The organism is Tautonia rosea, from assembly GCF_012958305.1.
Lineage (GTDB): Bacteria > Planctomycetota > Planctomycetia > Isosphaerales > Isosphaeraceae > Tautonia > Tautonia rosea.
In genome coordinates, this window is sequence record NZ_JABBYO010000003.1 from 339,189 (window position 1) to 357,922 (window position 18,734).

General features: G+C 63.7%; 15 protein-coding genes. 7 read left to right on the forward strand and 8 right to left on the reverse strand.

Annotation, left to right across the window (positions count from 1 at the left end):
* The first annotated feature begins 268 nt into the window (after positions 1-268).
* The 3 genes from HG800_RS06760 to HG800_RS06770 all read left to right on the forward strand — a co-directional run bounded on the left by HG800_RS06760 (position 269) and on the right by HG800_RS06770 (position 6,441).
* Positions 269-1,846: an FGGY-family carbohydrate kinase gene (locus HG800_RS06760; protein ID WP_169975105.1), complete on the forward strand. Its 1,578-nt coding sequence runs from the start codon at positions 269-271 to the stop codon at positions 1,844-1,846.
* Positions 1,847-1,973: 127 nt separating this feature from the next.
* Entirely contained in the window at positions 1,974-4,076 is a 2,103-nt protein-coding gene (locus HG800_RS06765) for a hypothetical protein (RefSeq protein ID WP_169975107.1), read from the forward strand.
* Between the two features lie 631 nt (positions 4,077-4,707).
* Positions 4,708-6,441 carry a DUF1559 domain-containing protein gene (locus HG800_RS06770; protein WP_169975109.1) on the forward strand — a complete coding sequence of 578 codons (1,734 nt, stop codon included), beginning with the start codon at positions 4,708-4,710 and terminating at the stop codon, positions 6,439-6,441.
* Positions 6,442-6,549: 108 nt separating this feature from the next.
* On the opposite strand, the gene HG800_RS06775 is transcribed toward HG800_RS06770, so the two are convergent.
* Complete coding sequence (locus tag HG800_RS06775) at positions 6,550-7,200, reverse strand: hypothetical protein (RefSeq protein WP_169975111.1); 651 nt, start codon at positions 7,198-7,200, stop codon at positions 6,550-6,552.
* Positions 7,201-7,369: 169 nt separating this feature from the next.
* Entirely contained in the window at positions 7,370-8,410 is a 1,041-nt protein-coding gene (locus HG800_RS06780) for a DUF1559 domain-containing protein (protein WP_169975113.1), read from the reverse strand.
* 227 nt (positions 8,411-8,637) lie between these two features.
* On the opposite strand from HG800_RS06780, the gene HG800_RS06785 reads away from it, so the two are divergent.
* Positions 8,638-9,873: a tetratricopeptide repeat protein gene (locus HG800_RS06785; protein WP_169975115.1), complete on the forward strand. Its 1,236-nt coding sequence runs from the start codon at positions 8,638-8,640 to the stop codon at positions 9,871-9,873.
* A gap of 29 nt (positions 9,874-9,902) precedes the next feature.
* Here the strand turns inward: HG800_RS06785 and HG800_RS06790 are convergent, their stop codons facing one another.
* The 3 genes from HG800_RS06790 to HG800_RS06800 all read right to left on the reverse strand — a co-directional run bounded on the left by HG800_RS06790 (position 9,903) and on the right by HG800_RS06800 (position 11,924).
* Entirely contained in the window at positions 9,903-10,388 is a 486-nt protein-coding gene (locus tag HG800_RS06790) for a hypothetical protein (RefSeq protein WP_169975117.1), read from the reverse strand.
* 193 nt (positions 10,389-10,581) lie between these two features.
* Positions 10,582-11,055 (reverse strand): alpha/beta hydrolase, encoded by a 474-nt coding sequence (locus HG800_RS06795; protein WP_169975119.1) that lies wholly within the window; start codon positions 11,053-11,055, stop codon positions 10,582-10,584.
* Positions 11,052-11,924, reverse strand: a complete 873-nt coding sequence (locus HG800_RS06800) for a sulfurtransferase (protein ID WP_235963369.1) — start codon at positions 11,922-11,924, stop codon at positions 11,052-11,054. Before HG800_RS06800 ends, HG800_RS06795 begins: the two co-directional genes overlap by 4 nt.
* Before the next feature lie 233 nt (positions 11,925-12,157).
* Here HG800_RS06800 and HG800_RS06805 point away from each other — a divergent pair, with 233 nt between their 5' ends.
* Both HG800_RS06805 and HG800_RS27245 read left to right on the forward strand, forming a co-directional pair.
* A complete protein-coding gene (locus tag HG800_RS06805; RefSeq protein WP_169975121.1) occupies positions 12,158-13,150 on the forward strand; it encodes a zinc-dependent alcohol dehydrogenase family protein in 993 nt (330 codons plus the stop codon).
* Between the two features lie 462 nt (positions 13,151-13,612).
* Complete coding sequence (locus HG800_RS27245) at positions 13,613-14,002, forward strand: hypothetical protein (RefSeq protein ID WP_235963371.1); 390 nt, start codon at positions 13,613-13,615, stop codon at positions 14,000-14,002.
* Between the two features lie 257 nt (positions 14,003-14,259).
* On the opposite strand, the gene HG800_RS06815 is transcribed toward HG800_RS27245, so the two are convergent.
* The 3 genes from HG800_RS06815 to pabB are packed head-to-tail and all read right to left on the reverse strand — an operon-like array spanning position 14,260 to position 17,647.
* Complete coding sequence (locus tag HG800_RS06815; RefSeq protein WP_169975123.1) at positions 14,260-15,360, reverse strand: Nif3-like dinuclear metal center hexameric protein; 1,101 nt, start codon at positions 15,358-15,360, stop codon at positions 14,260-14,262.
* Complete coding sequence (locus HG800_RS06820) at positions 15,357-16,226, reverse strand: aminotransferase class IV (protein ID WP_169975125.1); 870 nt, start codon at positions 16,224-16,226, stop codon at positions 15,357-15,359. Before HG800_RS06820 ends, HG800_RS06815 begins: the two co-directional genes overlap by 4 nt.
* Positions 16,223-17,647, reverse strand: coding sequence for an aminodeoxychorismate synthase component I (pabB, locus tag HG800_RS06825; protein ID WP_315851983.1), 1,425 nt, complete (start codon positions 17,645-17,647; stop codon positions 16,223-16,225). Before pabB ends, HG800_RS06820 begins: the two co-directional genes overlap by 4 nt.
* A 140-nt stretch (positions 17,648-17,787) precedes the next feature.
* Here pabB and HG800_RS06830 point away from each other — a divergent pair, with 140 nt between their 5' ends.
* Positions 17,788-18,594 (forward strand): sugar phosphate isomerase/epimerase family protein, encoded by an 807-nt coding sequence (locus HG800_RS06830; RefSeq protein WP_169975130.1) that lies wholly within the window; start codon positions 17,788-17,790, stop codon positions 18,592-18,594.
* Positions 18,595-18,734: the final 140 nt, after the last annotated feature.

The window sequence follows — 18,734 nt, forward strand, 5'->3', positions numbered from 1 at the left end:
ACAGCGCACAGGAGCGACGATCCGGGGACTTCGGGCAGCCGCCTGTCGCCTCTTCCTCTACCCTCGGGGCAGGACCCCTCCACCGTACCAGCGCCCCGCCTTACCGACCACGGCTCGGGATGTAAGTGGGACGACGAATCGCCGTCGAACCGTTTCGCCCCTCCTATCGAAGCTCTGTCCTGGCCGCTACAATCCGTGGGAATCGAGAATCCTTGAAGATCGGGGCCAGCACGCGCAGACCACAACCCGTCGCACGGAGCGACGCGGCGTGGAGCCGCACGACGGCCCGGTGGCGAAGGCGACACCGAACATGGGTAGCGATCCCCTCTTGCTGGGTCTGGATGTGGGCACGCAGAGTATTCGGGCGGCTTTGGTCGATCCGACCGGCCAGACCATCTCCTACGGCGTCGCCCCACTGGAAACGACCTACCCCCGTCCGAGCTGGGCGGAACAGGACCCGATCGGCTGGTGGTCGGCCACTCGATCGGCTGTGGCCCAGGCCCTCCAATCGGCTGACGTCTCCCCAGACCGGATTGTCGGGGTTGGGCTCGACAGCACGGCTTGCACCGTCGTCGCCTGTCGGTCCGACGGCACCCCCCTGCGGCCTGCCTTGCTCTGGATGGATCAACGCTCCTTCCGTGAGGCCGAGGCCATCGGCGTGACCGGCGACCCGGCCCTGAAGTACGTCTCCGGGCGCGTCTCTCCCGAGTGGATGCTCCCCAAGGCCCTCTGGCTCAAGCGGAACGAGCCAGAGATCTACGACCAGGCCGACCGGCTTGTGGAATGCACCAACTGGTTCATGTTCAAACTCACGGGAGAGTGGACCCTCTCGCTCAACCACTGTGCCGTCAAGTGGAACTACGCCAGGCCCGAAGGCGGCTGGCCCCGCGCCTTGATCCACGCCGTCGGCCTCGACGACCTGCTCGACAAATGGCCCGACCGAATTGAGCCCCTCGGCCATGCCGGAGCCACCCTCTCCCGTTCTGCTGCCGAGGCCCTCGGCCTGAATCCCGGCACCCCCGTCGCTCAGGGGGGCATCGATGCCTACCTCGGCATGATCGGCATGGGAGCGACCGCCGCCGGCGACGTGGCTGTGATCGTTGGGTCGAGCACCTGCCACCTCGCCCAGTCCTCTGGCGGTGTTTTCGGCTCGGGGGCCGCCGGCTGTTACCCGGATGCCACCGTCGAAGGACTCTACACCCTCGAAGCCGGGCAAACCGCCACCGGCTCGATCCTCGACTGGTATCGTCGCCACTTTGCCGCCGCCCAGCAGGCCGAAGCCGACGACCGAGGCGTCAACGTCTACTCCGTCCTCGATGAACTGGCCGCTGCCGTCCCTCCCGGAGCCGAAGGGCTTGTCGTCCGGGACGACTGGCAAGGCAACCGCTCCCCCTACAAGGACCCCGCCGCCCGAGGGGCCATCGTTGGCCTTTCCCTCGCTCACGGCCCCGGTCACATCTTCCGCGCCCTCTACGAAGCCACTGCCTGCGGCACCCGTCATATTCTCGAAGATGCCTCGGCCCACGGGCTCGACGTCGGCCGGATCATCGTCGGCGGTGGCGGTGCGAAGTCGCGGCTCTGGATGCAGATCCACGCCGATGTCCTCAACCGACCCATCCACCTCCCTCGTGAAACCGAATCCTGCGCCCTCGGATCGGCCATGACCGCCGCCGTCGCCGCTGGCCTCTTCGCCGACCTCGACGCCGCCGCCCGAGACATGGTCATCCTCGACCGCGTTGTCGAGCCCGATCGACGGAACGTGCTGGTCTACGACGATTTGTTCGCTCGTTACGCTCGCCTTTACGTCGCCTTACGCGACAGCGGGGTTGTCGTCGCCGCTGAGTGATTGGACCTGACGCTTCTTCCGGTTCCGAGTCATTCAAAGGATCCATCGAGAACCTTGAAACCGAGGAATGTGTCCGAGATAAGGAGAGGTCGAGTTCGTCAATCACTCGAACAAGGATCAGACCCTCATGGCCATCCGAATCCACGTCACCGCGCTCCGCGATTGCGCGGTTGAAGATGTCCGCTCGACCTTTTGCGACATCCTCGGGCCTGGTTTCGAACAGGTCGCGATCCACGAGCACAATGGCTGGGCCTGGTTCACGACCAGCGTCTGGGGCGTCGCCGGGTCCGATCTCAACAAGGGGCTGTGCCGCTTGGCCTGCCCTGCGTTGCAATTTACCACCTCCGATGGCGATCGCTGGGTCCTCACAGTTCATGGTGGGCCGGAAGGACAGCGGAACTTCGTCCACGAGTTTCACCTGCTCAGTCATCCTGGAAACCCTGACCACGACGAGTCGTACGCCCAGGAGTTGCAATCGTATCAACCCGAGCCGATCGATCCCGATCTCGCCTTCCTCGAAGACGATCCCGAGGACAAACCCGTCCCAGTCACTCCTGTCGATGAACTGGTCAGCGACTTTGCAGACTTCGGTGCACCGCTGCCCGAATCGCTCCTCGACGACCTCCGCGGTTCACCCCGCAGCGATGTCGTCAATCGCCTTCGCGACTGGCTCGCCAATGCCATTCCCGAGGCGATGGCTCAGGCGGGCCTCCCGGTCGATGCGCCGAACGTCCGCCGCGTCCTGCTCTGGGAGAATGTCACCGAACGTGAGTACGACGGCGATCTCGGCAACCTCCCCCGATTGCTCTCGGTCCTCGGCCTTGCTGGCGAGTGGGACGACTACGTCGCGCAGGCCGAGCAACCCGATGAGGAATCCTGTGACCTTGTCCAGAAGGAATCAGAGCCTCCTTCCCCACCGACCGACCACGCTCAGTCTGTCTTTGATCTGGTCGGCTCGCTCCCTCTGACGCCCATCAAGGGTGGTCCGGTGCCACTGCCTCCCGTGAAAATCAAACGCCTCGGGATTGCCTCGCAAGCGTGTACCAGCTCAGCGTCCTCATCCCCGGGGATCGGAATTCACCTGACGATTCCCGAGGGGCATCCCTCCCTCTCCCTCGACCCGCCACCACTTCGGGCACCCAACCCGATCTCCTGGACCCGAACCGACCAGGGATTCACGATCGGCTCGCTTTACCGAGAGACCTTCTTTAAGAACAATCTCGTCGAGCACCTTGGCAAACCCCTGACGAAGCTGCTCGCCCATCCCCCTGAAGGAACGGTGGAGGAGATCGCATTTGCCGTCTTCGACGAGCCCGCCACCTACCACCGCTTCCGAGGAACCGTCCGTGACGGACTTCTCTGGATCGAGGAATCTCACCCGCCTCTCTCTCATGAGGTGCTGCTCGGTGCCCTCGACGCGGCCACGTACGAGCCGAAGTACAGGATCGTTTGCCGCGACGAAGACGAGGCCCGAGCCCTGGAACAGGCCGCTCGCCAGGACGATGATTTGAAGGACATGGGCCTCAAGCGCCAGGGAGCGACCCTCACCATCGAGTTCGATACGGGCAACCTGGCCCGGCTCCTGCTCCGGCTCCGTTCGGGCGACGCCTGGAACTTCGGTCCCCGCGACGCCAAGAAGGCCGAGGAGCGCCAGCAGGCCCTCGACATGATGCGCCAGCTCCGACGCTCGGGCGCGAAGATGGCCCGCGAACGGGCCGCGCCGCACGAGTCGGAAGTCCTGTTCAAGGGTCGTCATTCCTGGTTCTGGCGTTCCGATTTCTCCCAGCTCGACCAGCTCGACCCCGAACCGCGTGAGACCTTCGAAGCCGCCATGACCAGCCTGGGGTTCTCCTGGGTCGGCGACCTGGTTGCCAAGAAGCAACGGGACATTGTCCTCCGCGTCTTCCTGAGCAACGACCAGTTGACTTATGCCATCCTGATGGCGAAACGCACCATGTACCTCGGCCAGGAATTCGTCTCCCGCCTCGCCGGCGGATCAGGCCTCACCACCACGACCCTCAGTACGGTGGACAGCGTCCCCGAGGCCGGCATTTATTACCAGGTCGTTTCCGGACTGACGCTTGAGGAGCATTACAAGAAGCACGTGAAAGGTCTCGATCGCTTCCGGACGCACAAGGGACTTGAGCCGGTTGCGTTGGGCGGAACACTCGAAGATGTCGCCCGGGAAATCGAGTTGGCGTTCGATCGCCATGAGGCCGCCGATCGTTGAGGAACGCGGGGCGACTCGCCGCGATGCCCTCCCGCCACCCCGGACGGCCGCACCTCCTGCCCCGATCGGTTTCAGCTTCCGATCCGCGGGACGGCGTGACGTCGATCCCGAATCACGTTGCAATGAAAATCACTTGTATTGTGTTGGATTCCTCCGATGCGGATGGTCCCGGCGAATCTCTCCGGTCGACGAGCACGCCCGAACCCATCCGATCTGGCTCCATTTCCGGATCTTCTTCTTGTATGCCGGAGCGTAACCATTACGGTAGGATCCGAACGAAGAATCCGGAGAACGTTTCGGGCAAGGATGTCGATGCGATGGTCTGGCCGTCGAAGGAACTGGCCGAGCGGGAATGCAGGTGATGCGTGAATTTTGTGCACCGTGGCGAGGCCGGCGTGGTCGGGGCCTGCGATCCTCGGGTGGCGAAGGCCGGTCGTCCTTTCGCCCGACGACTGGCGATCCTCGGAGACCGCCGAGGTGCGGGCCGTGCCCAAGCGGATCGTTCTCGCATCAATCAATTCGAACCTCTGATCGTGATCCTCACCCAGCTCGGTGTCGCGATGATCACGCCTCGGGCTGGCCCGCTGGTGCCTTTCTCCCGGTCTGAGGAACCCTTGTCAGGAGAATCGAAATGCTTCGATCTGAACGATCACCCGATCGCGAAGCCCCCTCCCGGGCCTCTCGTGGCCTGACCGTCGCCTCGATCACTGCCCTGGCCTTGCTCTGTGTCGGCCTGCGAGCCCCCGAACCCGCCCAGGCCCGCGTGCAAGACAACCCTGCTGCCCAGGCCGCCCCGCTGGGAAACGACGGCTTCGACCTTTCGCCCGTTCCTGCCGATGCCGCCTTCGTCGCGGCGATCCGTCCGGCTCGGCTCGCGACCCAGCCCGAGATCCAGGAATTGATCGACGAATTCGACCCGATGGCCCAGATTTACGGCGGGATCGACTTGCCCGTCTCGGGTCTGGAACAGGTCACGGTCGTTGAGATGCGACGGATGGAGCCTCCCCCCCGTCGCGGAAGCATGCCGATCGTTCCCGACCTGATCATTGTTCGCACCGTCGATCCTGTCGGCGATGAACTGATCGGCAACATCCTCAAGGAGTTCGACACCGTCTCCTACCTCGGGACCACCTATCAACGGGCCCGGGGAGCGCCGATGACGACCTATCGATTCAATCCTCAGACCCTGTTGATTGTTCAGAGTGAGCAAACGCTTCGCTATCTCATCGCCGAGCGTAACCGGCCGAAAGGCTCGCCCCTCTGGCTCGAAGCGGCTGGGTCGGTGAACGCAGGCCAGTTTCTCCTTGCCTTCGAAACTCCCTGGCTGTCCCAACTCATTGGTCCCCAGCCCGCCCGAGCAGCCGGGCTCCTCGAGCCGCTCGCGCTGATCGGCCCGATGCTCGACCGCGCCTCGGCCTATGCCATCAGCTTCGACCTCTTCGACGGTATCTCGATCACGGGCCTTGCGCTCTGCGGTGATGAGGAGGGGGCGACCCAAGTCTCCGAGACTGCCACCGCCTTCAAGACGCTCGGCCGCAACGCCCTCAGCTACATGCAGGGGATGGTGACCGAATCCGACGCCGGATCGGAGTCATTCCTCGCGGTGCTCAAGGAGGTCGAGACCCTCCTCAACGCCGTCGCGATCTCTGCTGACGGTTCCACCGTTCGCCTCCAGGCCGAGACGGATCAGGACCTCTCCGCGATCATGCGGCTCGCCATGGGGCCGATCACCACGGCTCGTATCGCCAGTCGGCGGACCCAGGCGATGAACAACCTCAAGCAGATCGCCCTGGCCCTCCACAATTATCACGATGTCTTCGGGAATTTTCCTCCTCCTGTGCTCATCTCAGAGAATGGCATTCCGTATAGCTGGCGGGTGGCGATCCTGCCGTTCCTGGAGCAGGCCCAGCTCTACGATCAATACCGCTTCGATGAACCCTGGGACGGCCCGAACAACCGGAAGCTGCTCGAACAGATTCCCCCCGTCTATCGCGTTCCTGACGCCAACACCGACCCGACCCACGCCGCCTACTTCGCCTTCGTCGGCCCGGCGACCCTCATGGGAGAGCCTGGCAAGGGAACGCATTTGCGCGATGTCCGAGATGGCACCTCGAATACCCTTGCCATCGTCGAGTCGAAACGCCCCATCCCCTGGACCCAGCCCGAGGACATCCCCTTCGCGTTCGAACTCAAGGACGTCCGGAACGCTCCCGTCCCCGACCTCGGCGGTTTCTGGGAGGAGGGCTTCCAGGCCGCCTTCGCCGACGGATCGGTGCGATTCCTGGCGAACTCGATCAACGCGGATGTCCTCCGCGCCCTGATCACCCGGAGCGGCGGCGAGGTCGTCTCGGTCGATCGATACTGAGACTGAGCTCGCGTTGCGGGCCTCTCGAGGTGGTCGCCTCTCTCACCACCCTTTGCAAACCATCAGCGCCTTCGGGTTCGACGGATCTCGAAGGCGTTTCAACAGCCTTCAGGAAGCGTTCGCATTCTCTGACTCTGTGAGCGGCGCCTCTGAGGCGGGCAGATTGTACGGCGGTGTGTTCAGGACTTCCTCAATCCGCCGGATCACCTCGGGGCTCGACTCCCGGTGCGGGTCCATCAGGACCTCGGCCTCCGCATGGATGGCCCGATTGGTTCGCTCACGCATTTCAGCGACTTCGATCGCGATGAACTCATCAAAACTCTTCGAAAATTCCGCATGGAACCCGGGGAAGGACGACTGGCCAGGTTCTCGCAGGGCAATCAACTCCTTGAAGCGGTCGATCTCGGTCCGCAGGTCCAGGCCGGTCGTGTCTTCCCAGCGACTTACCGTTTCTCGAAGGTGATCGAGTTCCTCCTCCGGGTCAAGATCCGTCAGGAACCGAGGCGGTTCTCCCTCGGCCTCGCCATTGAGAAAGGGCTCGATCTGATCGAGGATCTCCAGCAACCCTTCGTTGTAGTCGTATTGGAGTGGCGTATACCGAGCTGATTGATCATTGATGATCAGACTGATCTTCTGCATCAGTTCCTGATACAGCCGCTGGTCTTCCTGACTCAGCGAAGGGCCTTCCAGTGATTCCCTTCCTCCCTGCGTCGAGTCGCCGCATCCCGCCGAGAGCAGACCCAGCAAGACCCACGTCATCACCGGGAACCTCAATCGATGGTCCTTCATAAGAGTGTGCCCCGTTGATTCTTCAAGACAGGTCAATCACGTCTGGATTCGAGACAACTCGGGGGGACGCCTCGTTCTGAGGGCATCCCCCCTCATCGAAATCGGTCAACCGTTTCTTCCGAGCAGTCAGGTGGGTGGATCAGAAGGCGTCTGCCGAAATTACCTCACCGCCTCGTCTCGTGCTCAGGGCCCGATAGACATCGCGGTTGATCGTCTCCTTGATGGCGGTCACGCGACCATCGGCGAACAGGAAGTTGACAATCCCGGCGTGCTCGCTCCGGAAACCGAAGCACGGAACCCAGTTGCCGCTATTGTTCAGCCGGCCGTTCCCGTCTCCATATCCAACGTTCTCAAAGACCGTGATTTTCCAATTGATCGGGACCGACGTGAAGGCATAGTTCCCGTTCGGGTTCGGCCAGGAGAACCAGTTGCACGATTCGTAGAGCGATTCTCCAATCGCGAAGGTGTTGCTCGTGCCGTCGGTAATGTCGCGGATGCCCCAGGTTCCACCCTGGCGGCAGACGATCCCGGTGCAGGTCGTCCCGTTGCCAAACGCATTATTGCGTACGTTCGGTAGGCTCTGGAACGGCCAGGGGCTCGTGCTGTTCGTCGGGCCGGTCGTGTTGTCGCCGGCGTTGACGAAGTAGTTCAGCTTTGGCCCCAGTGGCGCCTGACCGTTCGCTCCGGAAGGTCCGACCCCGCTGTCCCATCGGCTGAACGACGACTGGCCCGGGGACGGATCTGATGGACATTGGTAAACATTAATCTGAGTCGTCAGGGCTGTCAGGTTGATGGCTCCGTCATCCGGTCCCCGCGCAAACGGGACTTCGAAGTTGATCGCCGCGTAAACGGTGTTCTGCTCAATGTAGGGGAGGATCATTTGAAAGAAGCTGGCACGAAACACGTTGTTCGAGATCGTATTGTTCCCGGGCAGTGCCCAGAGTAACGTGGGGAACGATCCAATCGTGTCGTGATAATTGTGCATCGCGATCCCGAGCTGCTTCAGGTTATTCGTACACTGGGCCCGTCGGGCGGCCTCTCGGGCCGACTGGACCGCAGGAAGCAGCAAGGCAATGAGCACGCCGATGATCGCAATGACCACCAGCAATTCGATCAACGTGAACCCGTCTCTGCGGGAGCTCCTGGTCCGCTCCGCAATCGACTGAGCAATCAGTTGCATTCCGTCCTCCTTCTCGCGGCCGTCCCCGTGCCCGAGCCGACAAGACCCGATCGGAGAGGCGTTCGATGGTTCGATTGGCCGTGAGGATCTGGAACCTGTTTAGCCCCGGCATGTCGTGAGATCTCGCTGACCCCGGCCGAAGCTTCGCTTATCATGGAAAGAGTTAACGTGCGTTACAAGTGTCAAACAGGGTTTTTTTTGGTGTGGACTTCCTCATGGAGGAATGCGTGAAACGGACTGCTCAACCCGACGAACAGAATCGACCTCGAATTCCTCTCATCGCCGGAATCACGATGGCCCTGGCCGCCCTGTCCTGGGGAGCCTGGGCCTGGTGGGATCGGCGACCCGAACGCCATCTCGATCACGCCGCCCGGCTCGTCGAGTCCGGTCGCCCAGCCTCCGCGAGTCCGTGGCTCGCCCTTCCCGAGCAGACCCCCCACACGGCAGATCAGGCTCGATTGCTCCGTGCGCAAATCGCCCTGGAACTCGGACGCCCGTCGGCCGCAGTCGCCCCCCTTGAGCAGATCCCTTCGGACGGACCACTCGCCGCCGAGGCTGCCTACTGGAAAGGGAAAGTCCTGCTCGCCGAGGGGAATCTCCCCTTCGCCCTGGCCTGGTTTGCGCGATCGCTTCAAGATCGGCCGGACAACCCCGACTGCCTCCGAGCCATGGCCGTGGCCGCCTACGATCTCGGCGACCTGGAGACGGTTCTCCGGTCACTCCGGGTCCTGACTCGCGTTCAGCCCGACGACCACGCCGCCTGGCGGACCCTCGGCCTCGTCCGCCTCCAGATGCCCGACTCGGGTGATCGCATCATGGAAGAAGTTGCCTCCGCTTACCGGACCAGCCTGACGCTCAACCCTCACCAGCCAATGGCACGTCTCGAACTGGCCGATGTGCTCATGCGACAGGGTCACTACCTTGAAGCTCGGGAGCAACTCGACGCCTGTCGCGGACGCGTTCCCGAGGCGCAGCACCTCAGCCTCCTCGCTCGGGTCTGCTGGGAACTCGGAGACCGTGACCAGACGAGTGCCTTGCTCGACGATGCTCAGGCCCAGGGGCTTGAGCACCCCGACCTCTTGGCGCTTCGCGGCCTCATCGCCCAGGCCGAAGGTCGGCCTGAGGACGCCGAACGCTGGTTCAACCGCGCGATCGACGCCGATCCCTACAACTTCCGCCGCTATTACCAGCGCGCAACGCTCCTCCGGATCCTCGGCCGGCCAGAACAGGCCAACGCCGATGCCCAGCGGGCCGAGGAGTTGAAGCAGGCGATTGAGCAAATGTCTGCCCTGAACGCCGAGGCTGCCGCTCAGCCCACCGATCCGGTCGTCCGGTGTCGGATCGGTCGGCTCTGCGAACAGCTCGGGAAGGTTGACTTGGCAGCATCCTGGTATCGTGCCGCCCTCTCGTGCGATCCTGGCAACCCGGAAGCCGCCGCCGCTTTGGTTGCCCTGGAGCGCTAGGCGGCAATCGCCTCCCAACGTGTCTTCAATCAGTCGGTCAATGTCAGGTCGTGCGTGTTTCTCCCCTCCTCGACCGTCACGTTCAGGTCGGTGGTGCTCGTGGAGGAATACTTCGCCGGTACCAGATATTTCGGCGGCGCGATGGGAAGATTCCCTTGCGCATCGGGAATCGGCATACTGCCTCCTTCAATGCTCGGGTCCATCTCCATCGATTGCACGAGCACGAGATGATTCCCGAGGATCGCGCCATCTCCTTCCGTAAAGGTGGTGAGCTGATACGACCCGTCCGGGCCGATCTCCCCCGTTGCCGACTGGCCTGTTTCCGACCCGGTGGGAACGAAGGTGACGATCCCCTTGGTCACGGGCTCACCATTGTATGTCACCGTTCCGGAGACCCTTCCAAGCTTTGGCTTGTTCGGATCGCCACCGCAACCGATTGGTAACGCAATCAGCCCAGCCAGGACCAGACCACTCGTGATCGAAGCTCTGCGATGAAGAAACGCGGTTCGAAACACGGAACCCTCCTGAACCATGCGGTGGATCAAGGAATCGATGGATGGCAACGCTTGACGAAAGAAACACTGTTGAACCCGACAGAATCACAGTTGTCAAGTTGTCGCTCTTGAAATCTCGGGCACACCCTCCGATGATCCCACCGTCAAGAAAATCTGATTTTGTAAGAATTGTCGCGTGTCTCAGCGCTTATGATCACGATGATGTCACCTGCTCAATCGCCGATCGCAGCGCCGTCAGTGCCTCGGGATCAGTCATGTTGTGATCGATCCCGACAACCCGGAGCGTCTCCGGCGCCAGGCCGCTCTGGTGGATCAGTTCGCGAGAGTCAGCAATCGGGATCACGTCGTCCCCTGTCGAATGCAGGATCACCGAGTTCACCGTCGCGATGACGTCAGGCGATCCCCACCGTTTCCAGGCCGGGGCAATAAGGACAACGGGCACCTCGCCGGTCGAGATGGCCAGCGCGACAGCCCCGCCCCGACTGGAACCGACAACGACTTCGGGTTGTTCCGTCTCGAACGCCTCCCGGGCCCGACGGACCGACTCGGCAAAGTCCTCGTCGGGGAGGTGGGGGTTGATGACCTCAAAGCCGACCGATTTCAAGAACGTCGGCTTCACCCCGCCGGGCTTCGAGTACAGGCCGTGGAGGTAGAGGATCCGGCTCATCTTTCCCCTTCCTCGACCGGAAGGTCGAGCCGAGGCCCCCACTCGTTCCACGATCCGTCGTAAACGGCCAGGTCCTTGAACCCGAGTCGATGAAGCTGGAAGGCCACGACCGTCGCGGCCACCCCGCCGTTGCAGTACGAGACAATCGGTCGCTCGGGATCGAGGTTCAACGACGCGATCCGCTCCCGCACTGCGATCGGATCGAGGAATCCGCCCCCCTCGGCGAAGAACAGTTCCCTTGGCAAGTGGATCGCGCCCGGAACATGGCCCCCGCGAGGCCCTCGACGCTTCGCACCGGTGAACTGCCCTGCGTCCCGGGCGTCAAGAATCTGAGCTTTGGGGCCAAGCATGGCCAGCAACTCGGCCGCCGTCACCCACATCCGTTCTTGAGCTTTCGGAGTGAAGGTCTGCGGCACAACCGAAACCGAGCCCGACTCCACCGGCCTGCCTTCCTCGGCCCAGCGGTTCATCCCTCCGTCCAGCACGCTCACCGCGTCGTGCCCGTAGGCTCGCAAGGCCCACCAGAGCCGGGTGGCGAACTGACCTCCCATGTGATCGACGGCCACCACATGCGTCTCATCGCCAACCCCGCGCGCTTCCATCGCGTTCGCAAACCGCTCCGGTCGGGCAAGTTGTGCGGGCACGGGATCATCCGGGTCGACAATGTCCACCGTCCAATCCACAAAGACAGCGCCCGGGATGTGCCCTGCCTCGTACTCCTCCGGAGCACCTCGGTAGGTCGCTTCCTCAACCCCCGGCTCGACCGGCCGAGTGCTCACGTATCCTCGAATATCGAGCACGCGAAGCTTCGGATGATTCAGATGTTCGGCCAGCCAATCGGTCGAGACAAGCGATTCGTGCGTCAACATCACCAGACCTCTGTGTCCATCCGGTTGCGATTCAGTCTCTCGATCCCACGGGAGGGAACGACTAGGATAGTGTCCGATTTCGGAATGACCAAGACGATCCGCAGCCGGCCCATCGGACAATCGGCAGGTGCGATGCCGCGATCTCGCCGACCGCTGTCAGCATTCCGATGCTTCGAGCGCTCGTGATCAATGGTCGTATCCTCCGTGCTCCCACAAACGAGGCGAATCTTCGCATGAGAGCCGCTGTGTTCGATCGTTTTGGCGAACCCGCCGAGGTTCTGCGGATTCAGGAGGTTCCCACGCCCGAGCCTGGCCCCAATCAGGTCCGGGTTCGGATGATCGCCAGCCCGGTCAATCCGTCCGACCTGCTCTATACCCGAGGCCGGTACTCGATCCGGCCGAACCTTCCGGCCTCCCCTGGCTTTGAAGGGGTCGGGGTGGTGGACGCCGCCGGGTCGGGACTGGTCGGCAAGGCATTGGTCGGGCGTCGGGTTGCAGTGATCAACGGCGAGGGGGGCAACTGGGCCGACTTTGCCATTGTCCCTGCCTTCCAGGCAATTCCCGTCCCCGGCTCCTTGCCCGACGAGCAGGTCGCCTCCTTCTTCGTCAACCCGGCGACCGTGCTGGCGATGGTCCGTCACGAGCTGGCGGTCCCTCGCGGCGAATGGCTCCTGCAATCGGCCGCCAACTCCGAGCTGGGCAAGATGATCGTCCGGCTCGGCCGGCACGACGGCTTCAAGACCATCAACGTCGTCCGACGCCCCGAGGCCGCCGACGAACTGCACGAGCTCGGCGCCGATGCCGTCATCGTCACCACTGATGGACCGATCCCTGATCAGGTCCGCCGGGTGGTCGGACCCGAGGGGGTGCGCTTCGCCGTCGACCCAGTCGGAGCAGACATCGGCACCGGGGTCTTCGAGTCGCTGGCCCCCTCCGGAACGTTGCTCGCCTACGGCTCCCTTACCGGCGAGCCGATCCGAATCGACACCCGCCTGATGATCTCCGGCGGCCGCGTGCTCCGCGGCTTCTGGCTTGGCCACTTTATGCGATCACGCAGTAAGGTCGCCGCAGTCCCCTTATTCGCTCAGGTCGGCCGATTGATCCGACAGGGCGTCCTCTCGACCTCGGTGGGTCCGAGCTTCCCCCTCGACCAGATCTTCGACGCCGTTCGCGCAGCGGAGCAACCCGGCAAGCCCGGAAAGGTCCTCCTCCGGCTCCAACCCTGATCGCATGCCCTTGAGGCTCATCGGGTTGTTTTCATTTTTTTTGTCGCCGAAAGGGCCTCCTCCCGGTAGAATTCACCATCATCGCAGTTGCATGCCGCCCTGAACGAGTTCCTCTCCAGGGGTGACCGGTCGACGTTTCCTGGCTCTGCCCGCGCCTTCCTCCACCGAATCGATGTTCCAATCGGTCCTCGGTGACTTCCCGGAACCTTCTCCGGGGCTGGCTCGCTTGCCTTCTCGTCCCGGACAACCTAAATTGCGTTCGGGTTCGGCATGCGTCTGGTCCAGGATGGTGTTTTCCGCCCAGTAGATGCCTTGGTACTCTTCCGCATCGAACCACGCTTGACGCATTGAATGTAAGCCCCGGCAGGTCTGGCGGGTGGTGACCATTGGCATCGGACGCTCCGATGCGGTTGGCCTTCCACACGTTCGCTCTCAACCGGCCGGGCGGGGAATTGAAGCACGATGGCAGTTTCGCAGACTTCGGGGACTCAGGACTGGCGAGCAATCGCTCAACTCAGCTCGGGAGGGGAACGCCTCCTCTGTGTCGGCGAAAGCTCCTCTCAGGTCCGCGCCGCCTATGTCGGCGCCTGGGGAGAAGTGATCCGCGACGAAGACCGACCGACCGTCCAATCCATCTCGCTTCAGAAATGGGCCGGACAGGTCTGGGCCGGGCAGTGGGAACATCAACAATCGCTGGAAGTGCCCGCCTCCCCTCGCAAAGACAAGAGCGAGGCTCAGGCCAGTGCCAATGGCAACGGCCACGGTGCCGAGCCCGAAGCGGATCTGGAGCCCGACGCCGACGTCGATGCCGACGCCGACGCCGACGAGGCCCCTGAGTTGACCGACTCCTGAACCTCTCCCTCCCTCCGCGAGGCGGGGGGGTGGTTCTTCTCAAGACGCTGCGATCCTCCTCTCCCCGATCCATTCCCGGCCGTTTGCCGGGAATCGTTCGTGAACCGATGAGGGAGTTGCGATCAATTTCGCCGGAGGCGGCGACACCACCATGGCGTGTGGTCCTGCCGCTTCCGGAGCGCAATTGGTTGCGTCATGCGAGCACTCGAGCGCTTCGGTCAGAATCGCCTCGCTGCGGTACGTACCTTGATGGCGTGTCACGGCGTCCGCAACGGATCATGCTCGTTCGCGCTCGCCCAGACGGTCAGGTTGGGGAAATCCTTGCCAATCCGAGAGGCCAGCATCTCAACCGCCGGCCGCTCCGTGGCGTGGTGTCCGGCAACGATCAGGCCGATCCCCTTCGCCTCGGCCTCCAATGCCCGGTGGAATCGGGCTTCACCGGTCAGGAACACGTCGGCCCCCGACCGCGCCGCATCCCCCAGAAAATCGTCTGCCCCACCGCAGGCCACCGCCACCCGCTCGACCCGCCGTTCCGGCGCTCCGACATACTGCAATCCTGTCGCCGGGAGTCGCTCCCGCACGCGCTTCGCAAACGCATCGAGCGTCATCGGCTCCGCCAGCCTCCCGACCCGACCGACCCCCTCCGCCTCGTCCCGGACGATCGTCGGATACACGTCGATCGCCGGCTCTTCATACGAGTGAGCGGTTCGGATTGCCGCCAGGACCTCCGCCAGACTCGATCGCGGGCAAACAACCTCGATCCGCTGCTCTCGGGCCATCTCACGCTTCCCCGATTCCCCGAAAGTCGGGTTCGTCCCTTCCAGGCCGAGGAACGTGCCGAACCCCTCGGTCGTGTACGAGCATTCGACGTACTCCCCGATCCTTCCCGCCCCCGCCCCGAATGCCGCCAATAGCACGGCCTCACGGTCCGATTCCGGAGTGAAGACAACCACCTTGGTCGCCTGGTGCTCCACGCCCGGTTTCAAGGGCCTGACCTCCACCAGCCCAAGTGTCTCGCACAAAAAGTCGTTGATCCCACCTTTTGTATTGTCGAAAGCCGTGTGCGGGCTATAGATCGAGATCCCCGCCCTCGCCAGCGACCAGAGGAACCCGTCCGCCCGGTCGCTCCGTAAACGCTGCACCGGCTTGAACCAGACCGGGTGATGACTGACGATCAGGTTTGCCCCCTTGTCGATCGCTTCAGCGGCGCTCTCAGGAGTGACGGTCAAGCAGGTCATTACGTTCTGGACCGAGGCTCCCGGATCACCCAGCAAGAGCCCCACGTTATCCCAGTCTTCCGCCAGTCGCAGCGGGGCAAAGGTGTCCATCCAGGCGGCCAGGTCGGCGACGGTGGTCATCGAGCATCCTCCGATCGGAGCCAGGCATTTAGGTCATTCATCAGGCGTTGCGTGACGGGTCCGGGGGCCTCGTAGCGACGGGCCTGAGCCGACTCGGGCATCCCCTCCGGATCGAACCGTCCCACCGGCATGATCCCGCGCCCCGCGTTCGTCAGGAAGCACTCGTCGGCCTCGACCAATCGGGCAATCGACACGCTCGCGTCCTCCCTCGTGGGCAAGCCGAGGCTGCTAGCCCGCTCCATCACGACTCCTCGCATGATCCCCGGCAGAAACGGGGCCGCGAGTCCCCCACCCCGGTGAACCTGAGGCGTGACGAGTTGCCCTTGCTCCACCAGAAAGACGTTGCTCCGGCTCCCTTCCAGAATCGCCCCCGATTCGTCCCGGCTCAGGTTCTCATCAAACCCGAGCCGCTTTCCCTCCTCGAAGGCGATTCGCCTCGACCAGTAATTTAATGTCTTTGCCTGCAACAATCGGTCGTCCCCCACCACCGACCAGCGAGCGCAAACCGCCAGCCCACCCTCGGGAACCGGCGCGGGCAGCGCCCGGGTTCTCATCCAGATCGTCCCGGCCCTGCCGTCATCAAACCCTCCCGAGAGGACGATCCGCAGCGAGCAATCTCCGGTGATTCCCTCCGCCGCTCGAAGGGCCTCGACCGCCGCGTGATCCGGCAACTCCTCCGGGGCCATCGGCAACCCGAGCGCCTCGGCCCAGCCCCTCAGCCGGGCCAGGTGGCGCTCCAGCAACGTCGCCCGTCCGTCCCAGGTCCTGAGCGTCTCAAAGAGCCCAAGCCCATGCTCGAATGTTCGATCCAGCACCGAGATCGCCAGCCCTTCATCCGGAACGATCTCCCCCCGAACCCAGATCATCCCCGAGCCTCCAGCACATCCCGCATGGCGCGCCCTTTATGGAGCGTTTCCTCATATTCGAGCTGCGGATCGCTCTCGGCCACAATCCCGCCACCGACCTGATACGTCACCCGATTCCCCTCCACCAGCATCGTCCGGATCGCAATGTTGAACGCCGATCGACCCCCGAGGCTGTAATACCCGATTGCCCCCGTATACAGGCTCCTCCGCGTCGGCTCCAGCTCGTCGATGATCTCCATCGCCCGGATCTTCGGCGCTCCGGTGATCGACCCCCCCGGAAAGACTGCCCGCACCACGTCGATCGGCCCCACTCCCTCGCGCAACCGCCCCTCAATCGTTGCCACCTGATGATGCACGGTCGCATAACTTTCAATGGCCGACGGTTCCGTCACCCGAACCGTCCCATACGCGCAGACTCTCCCCAGATCGTTCCGTTCCAGGTCGACGATCATCGCCAGCTCGGCACGATCCTTCGCGCTGGCAATCAGTTCGGCGCGCTGTGCCCGGTCTTCCGAAGGTGAATCCCCCCGTGGTCTCGTTCCCTTGATCGGCCGGGTGACGATCCGATCCCCGTGTGTTTCGAAAAACAGCTCCGGGCTGGAGCTGATCACCGATCGCTCCTCATCGAGCGTCAGGAACGCGGAGTAGGGGGCCGGGCTTCGCTCCCTCAGGCAACGGTACAGATCGAGCGGCACCGGCGCCCCTCTCACCTCGAAGCGTTGCGAGATGTTCGCCTGAAAAATGTCTCCCGCGTGAATGTACTCGACCGTCCTCCCAACCGCCCTTCGATATCCCTCCGCCGAGAAATTGCTGACCAGCGGTGCCTCGAACCGAGAGTTCGGCACGCGTTCAGGAGCCTCATTCAGCCATTCCAGCCAGCGCCTCCCCCGCTCCTCGACCCGCTCGATCGGCTCGCCGAGCAAGTTGACGACCCAGAGAATTGCCGATTCCGATCGGTGATCGATCGCCACAAACGTGTCGTACAGGCGGAAGGACACGATCGGCATCCGGCTGTCGCGCGGAGTGTTGCGCGGCACGCGCTCGATCCAGGGAGCCAGATCGTAGCCGAAAACCCCGATCAACCCCCCCAGAAACGGCGGCAGGTCCTCTCCCCACTCCTCCGGCACGGGACTGAGCAGACCTAGTACCTCGATCCACCGCCCCAGTGGTCTCAGCGGATCACCCCGACCAAGCTCCCGATCGTCCGCCGGATCGAACTCGAACACCCCCGCCGGATGCGCAGCCAGGATACTCCAGCGCCCGGCCTCACCAAAGGCTGAGCCCCCTTCCAGCAAGGCGGCACCAGGCATGCTGCCGATTCGAAGTCTCAGTCGATCGGCCGAAAGGTCCAGCGGAAATCGCAGCAGGGCGGGGCTGATCGTCGGCGGCACGGTTTCGGGCACAGCAGCGGGGTCCGTCACGGCAACTCGGGCGAGCAAGAACGTCAGAACAGCATTGATCGCGGTGCAATCCGTTCGAAAATACCCACCACCACGATACAATCCCATCAGACCAAGAGCCGACCCCCGCGCCAATTCCGCTTGATTCGAGACCCGACCCCATGATCCGCTCTCCGCTCGGCATTCGCCTGCTCCCCAACCCCGACCAGACCGTCAAGGACCAGCTCCGCCAGGCCGCCCGGCTCGGGGCCAGGGGGATCGTCCTCGACGCCACCGGCGACCTCAACCCCTCCCGGCTCTCCGACACCGGCCGACGCGAGTTCCGCCACGCGCTTCGCACCGTCGAGCTTTCCCTCACCGCCCTGAGCCTCCCCACCCGCCGCCCCTTCGACACCGACGACCAGCTCGACGACCGCCTGGCGAAGGCCGATTCCGCCTTCGCCCTGGCGTTCGACCTCGGCGCGACGCTCGTCCTCGCCCGCGTCGGAGCCGTTCCTCCCGAATCCGACGCCCCCCGACGCGCCCTCTTCACCCATGCCCTGCACGAACTCGGCCGCCGAGCCGATCACCGAGGCGTCCGCCTGGCCCTCGAAACCGGCACCGAATCCGGCGCCGACCTCCGCGCCTTCCTCGACACCCTGAACCAGCCCGGCCTCGCCGCCAGCCTCGACCCCGGCTTCCTCCTCCGCATGGGCCACGACCCGATCGACGCCACCCGAGCCCTCGGCCCTCTCGTCGCCCACGCCTACGCCCGAGACGCCTCCTCCGCCTCCGACCTCGGCCCGTCCTCCGCCTTCTCCCTCCACCCCCGCGGCTTCGGCTTCCCCTCCGGCGTCCTCGACTGGGACGAATACCTCGGCTCCCTCGAAGAAATCGCCTACTCCGGCGTCCTCACCATCTGGCCCGACCCCGAACGCCCGATCGCCCCCCAGTTCCAGACCCTCGCCGACCGCTTCTCCCGCTTCTAAACTCTCCCCACCCCAGAATTTCACCGCCTTCCTTTCCCCCGCCGGATATCATTGACGCAGCCGTCTCTCACCCCATCCCGCTCGATCCCTCTCATCCCCGGAGCACTCCCATGGCCAAGGGCAACCACAGCCAGAAGAAA

What these genes read in the sequence shown, in the direction of transcription:
- HG800_RS06765 (WP_169975107.1), top strand. Translation starts at nt 1,974, where the DNA reads ATGGCCATCCGAATCCACGTCACCGCGCTCCGCGATTGCGCGGTTGAA.
- HG800_RS06770 (WP_169975109.1), top strand. Translation starts at nt 4,708, where the DNA reads ATGCTTCGATCTGAACGATCACCCGATCGCGAAGCCCCCTCCCGGGCC.
- HG800_RS06775 (WP_169975111.1), bottom strand. Translation starts at nt 7,200, where the DNA reads ATGACGTGGGTCTTGCTGGGTCTGCTCTCGGCGGGATGCGGCGACTCG.
- HG800_RS06780 (WP_169975113.1), bottom strand. Translation starts at nt 8,410, where the DNA reads ATGCAACTGATTGCTCAGTCGATTGCGGAGCGGACCAGGAGCTCCCGC.
- HG800_RS06795 (WP_169975119.1), bottom strand. Translation starts at nt 11,055, where the DNA reads ATGAGCCGGATCCTCTACCTCCACGGCCTGTACTCGAAGCCCGGCGGG.
- HG800_RS06800 (WP_235963369.1), bottom strand. Translation starts at nt 11,924, where the DNA reads ATGTTGACGCACGAATCGCTTGTCTCGACCGATTGGCTGGCCGAACAT.
- HG800_RS06805 (WP_169975121.1), top strand. Translation starts at nt 12,158, where the DNA reads ATGAGAGCCGCTGTGTTCGATCGTTTTGGCGAACCCGCCGAGGTTCTG.
- HG800_RS27245 (WP_235963371.1), top strand. Translation starts at nt 13,613, where the DNA reads ATGGCAGTTTCGCAGACTTCGGGGACTCAGGACTGGCGAGCAATCGCT.
- HG800_RS06815 (WP_169975123.1), bottom strand. Translation starts at nt 15,360, where the DNA reads ATGACCACCGTCGCCGACCTGGCCGCCTGGATGGACACCTTTGCCCCG.
- HG800_RS06820 (WP_169975125.1), bottom strand. Translation starts at nt 16,226, where the DNA reads ATGATCTGGGTTCGGGGGGAGATCGTTCCGGATGAAGGGCTGGCGATC.
- HG800_RS06830 (WP_169975130.1), top strand. Translation starts at nt 17,788, where the DNA reads ATGATCCGCTCTCCGCTCGGCATTCGCCTGCTCCCCAACCCCGACCAG.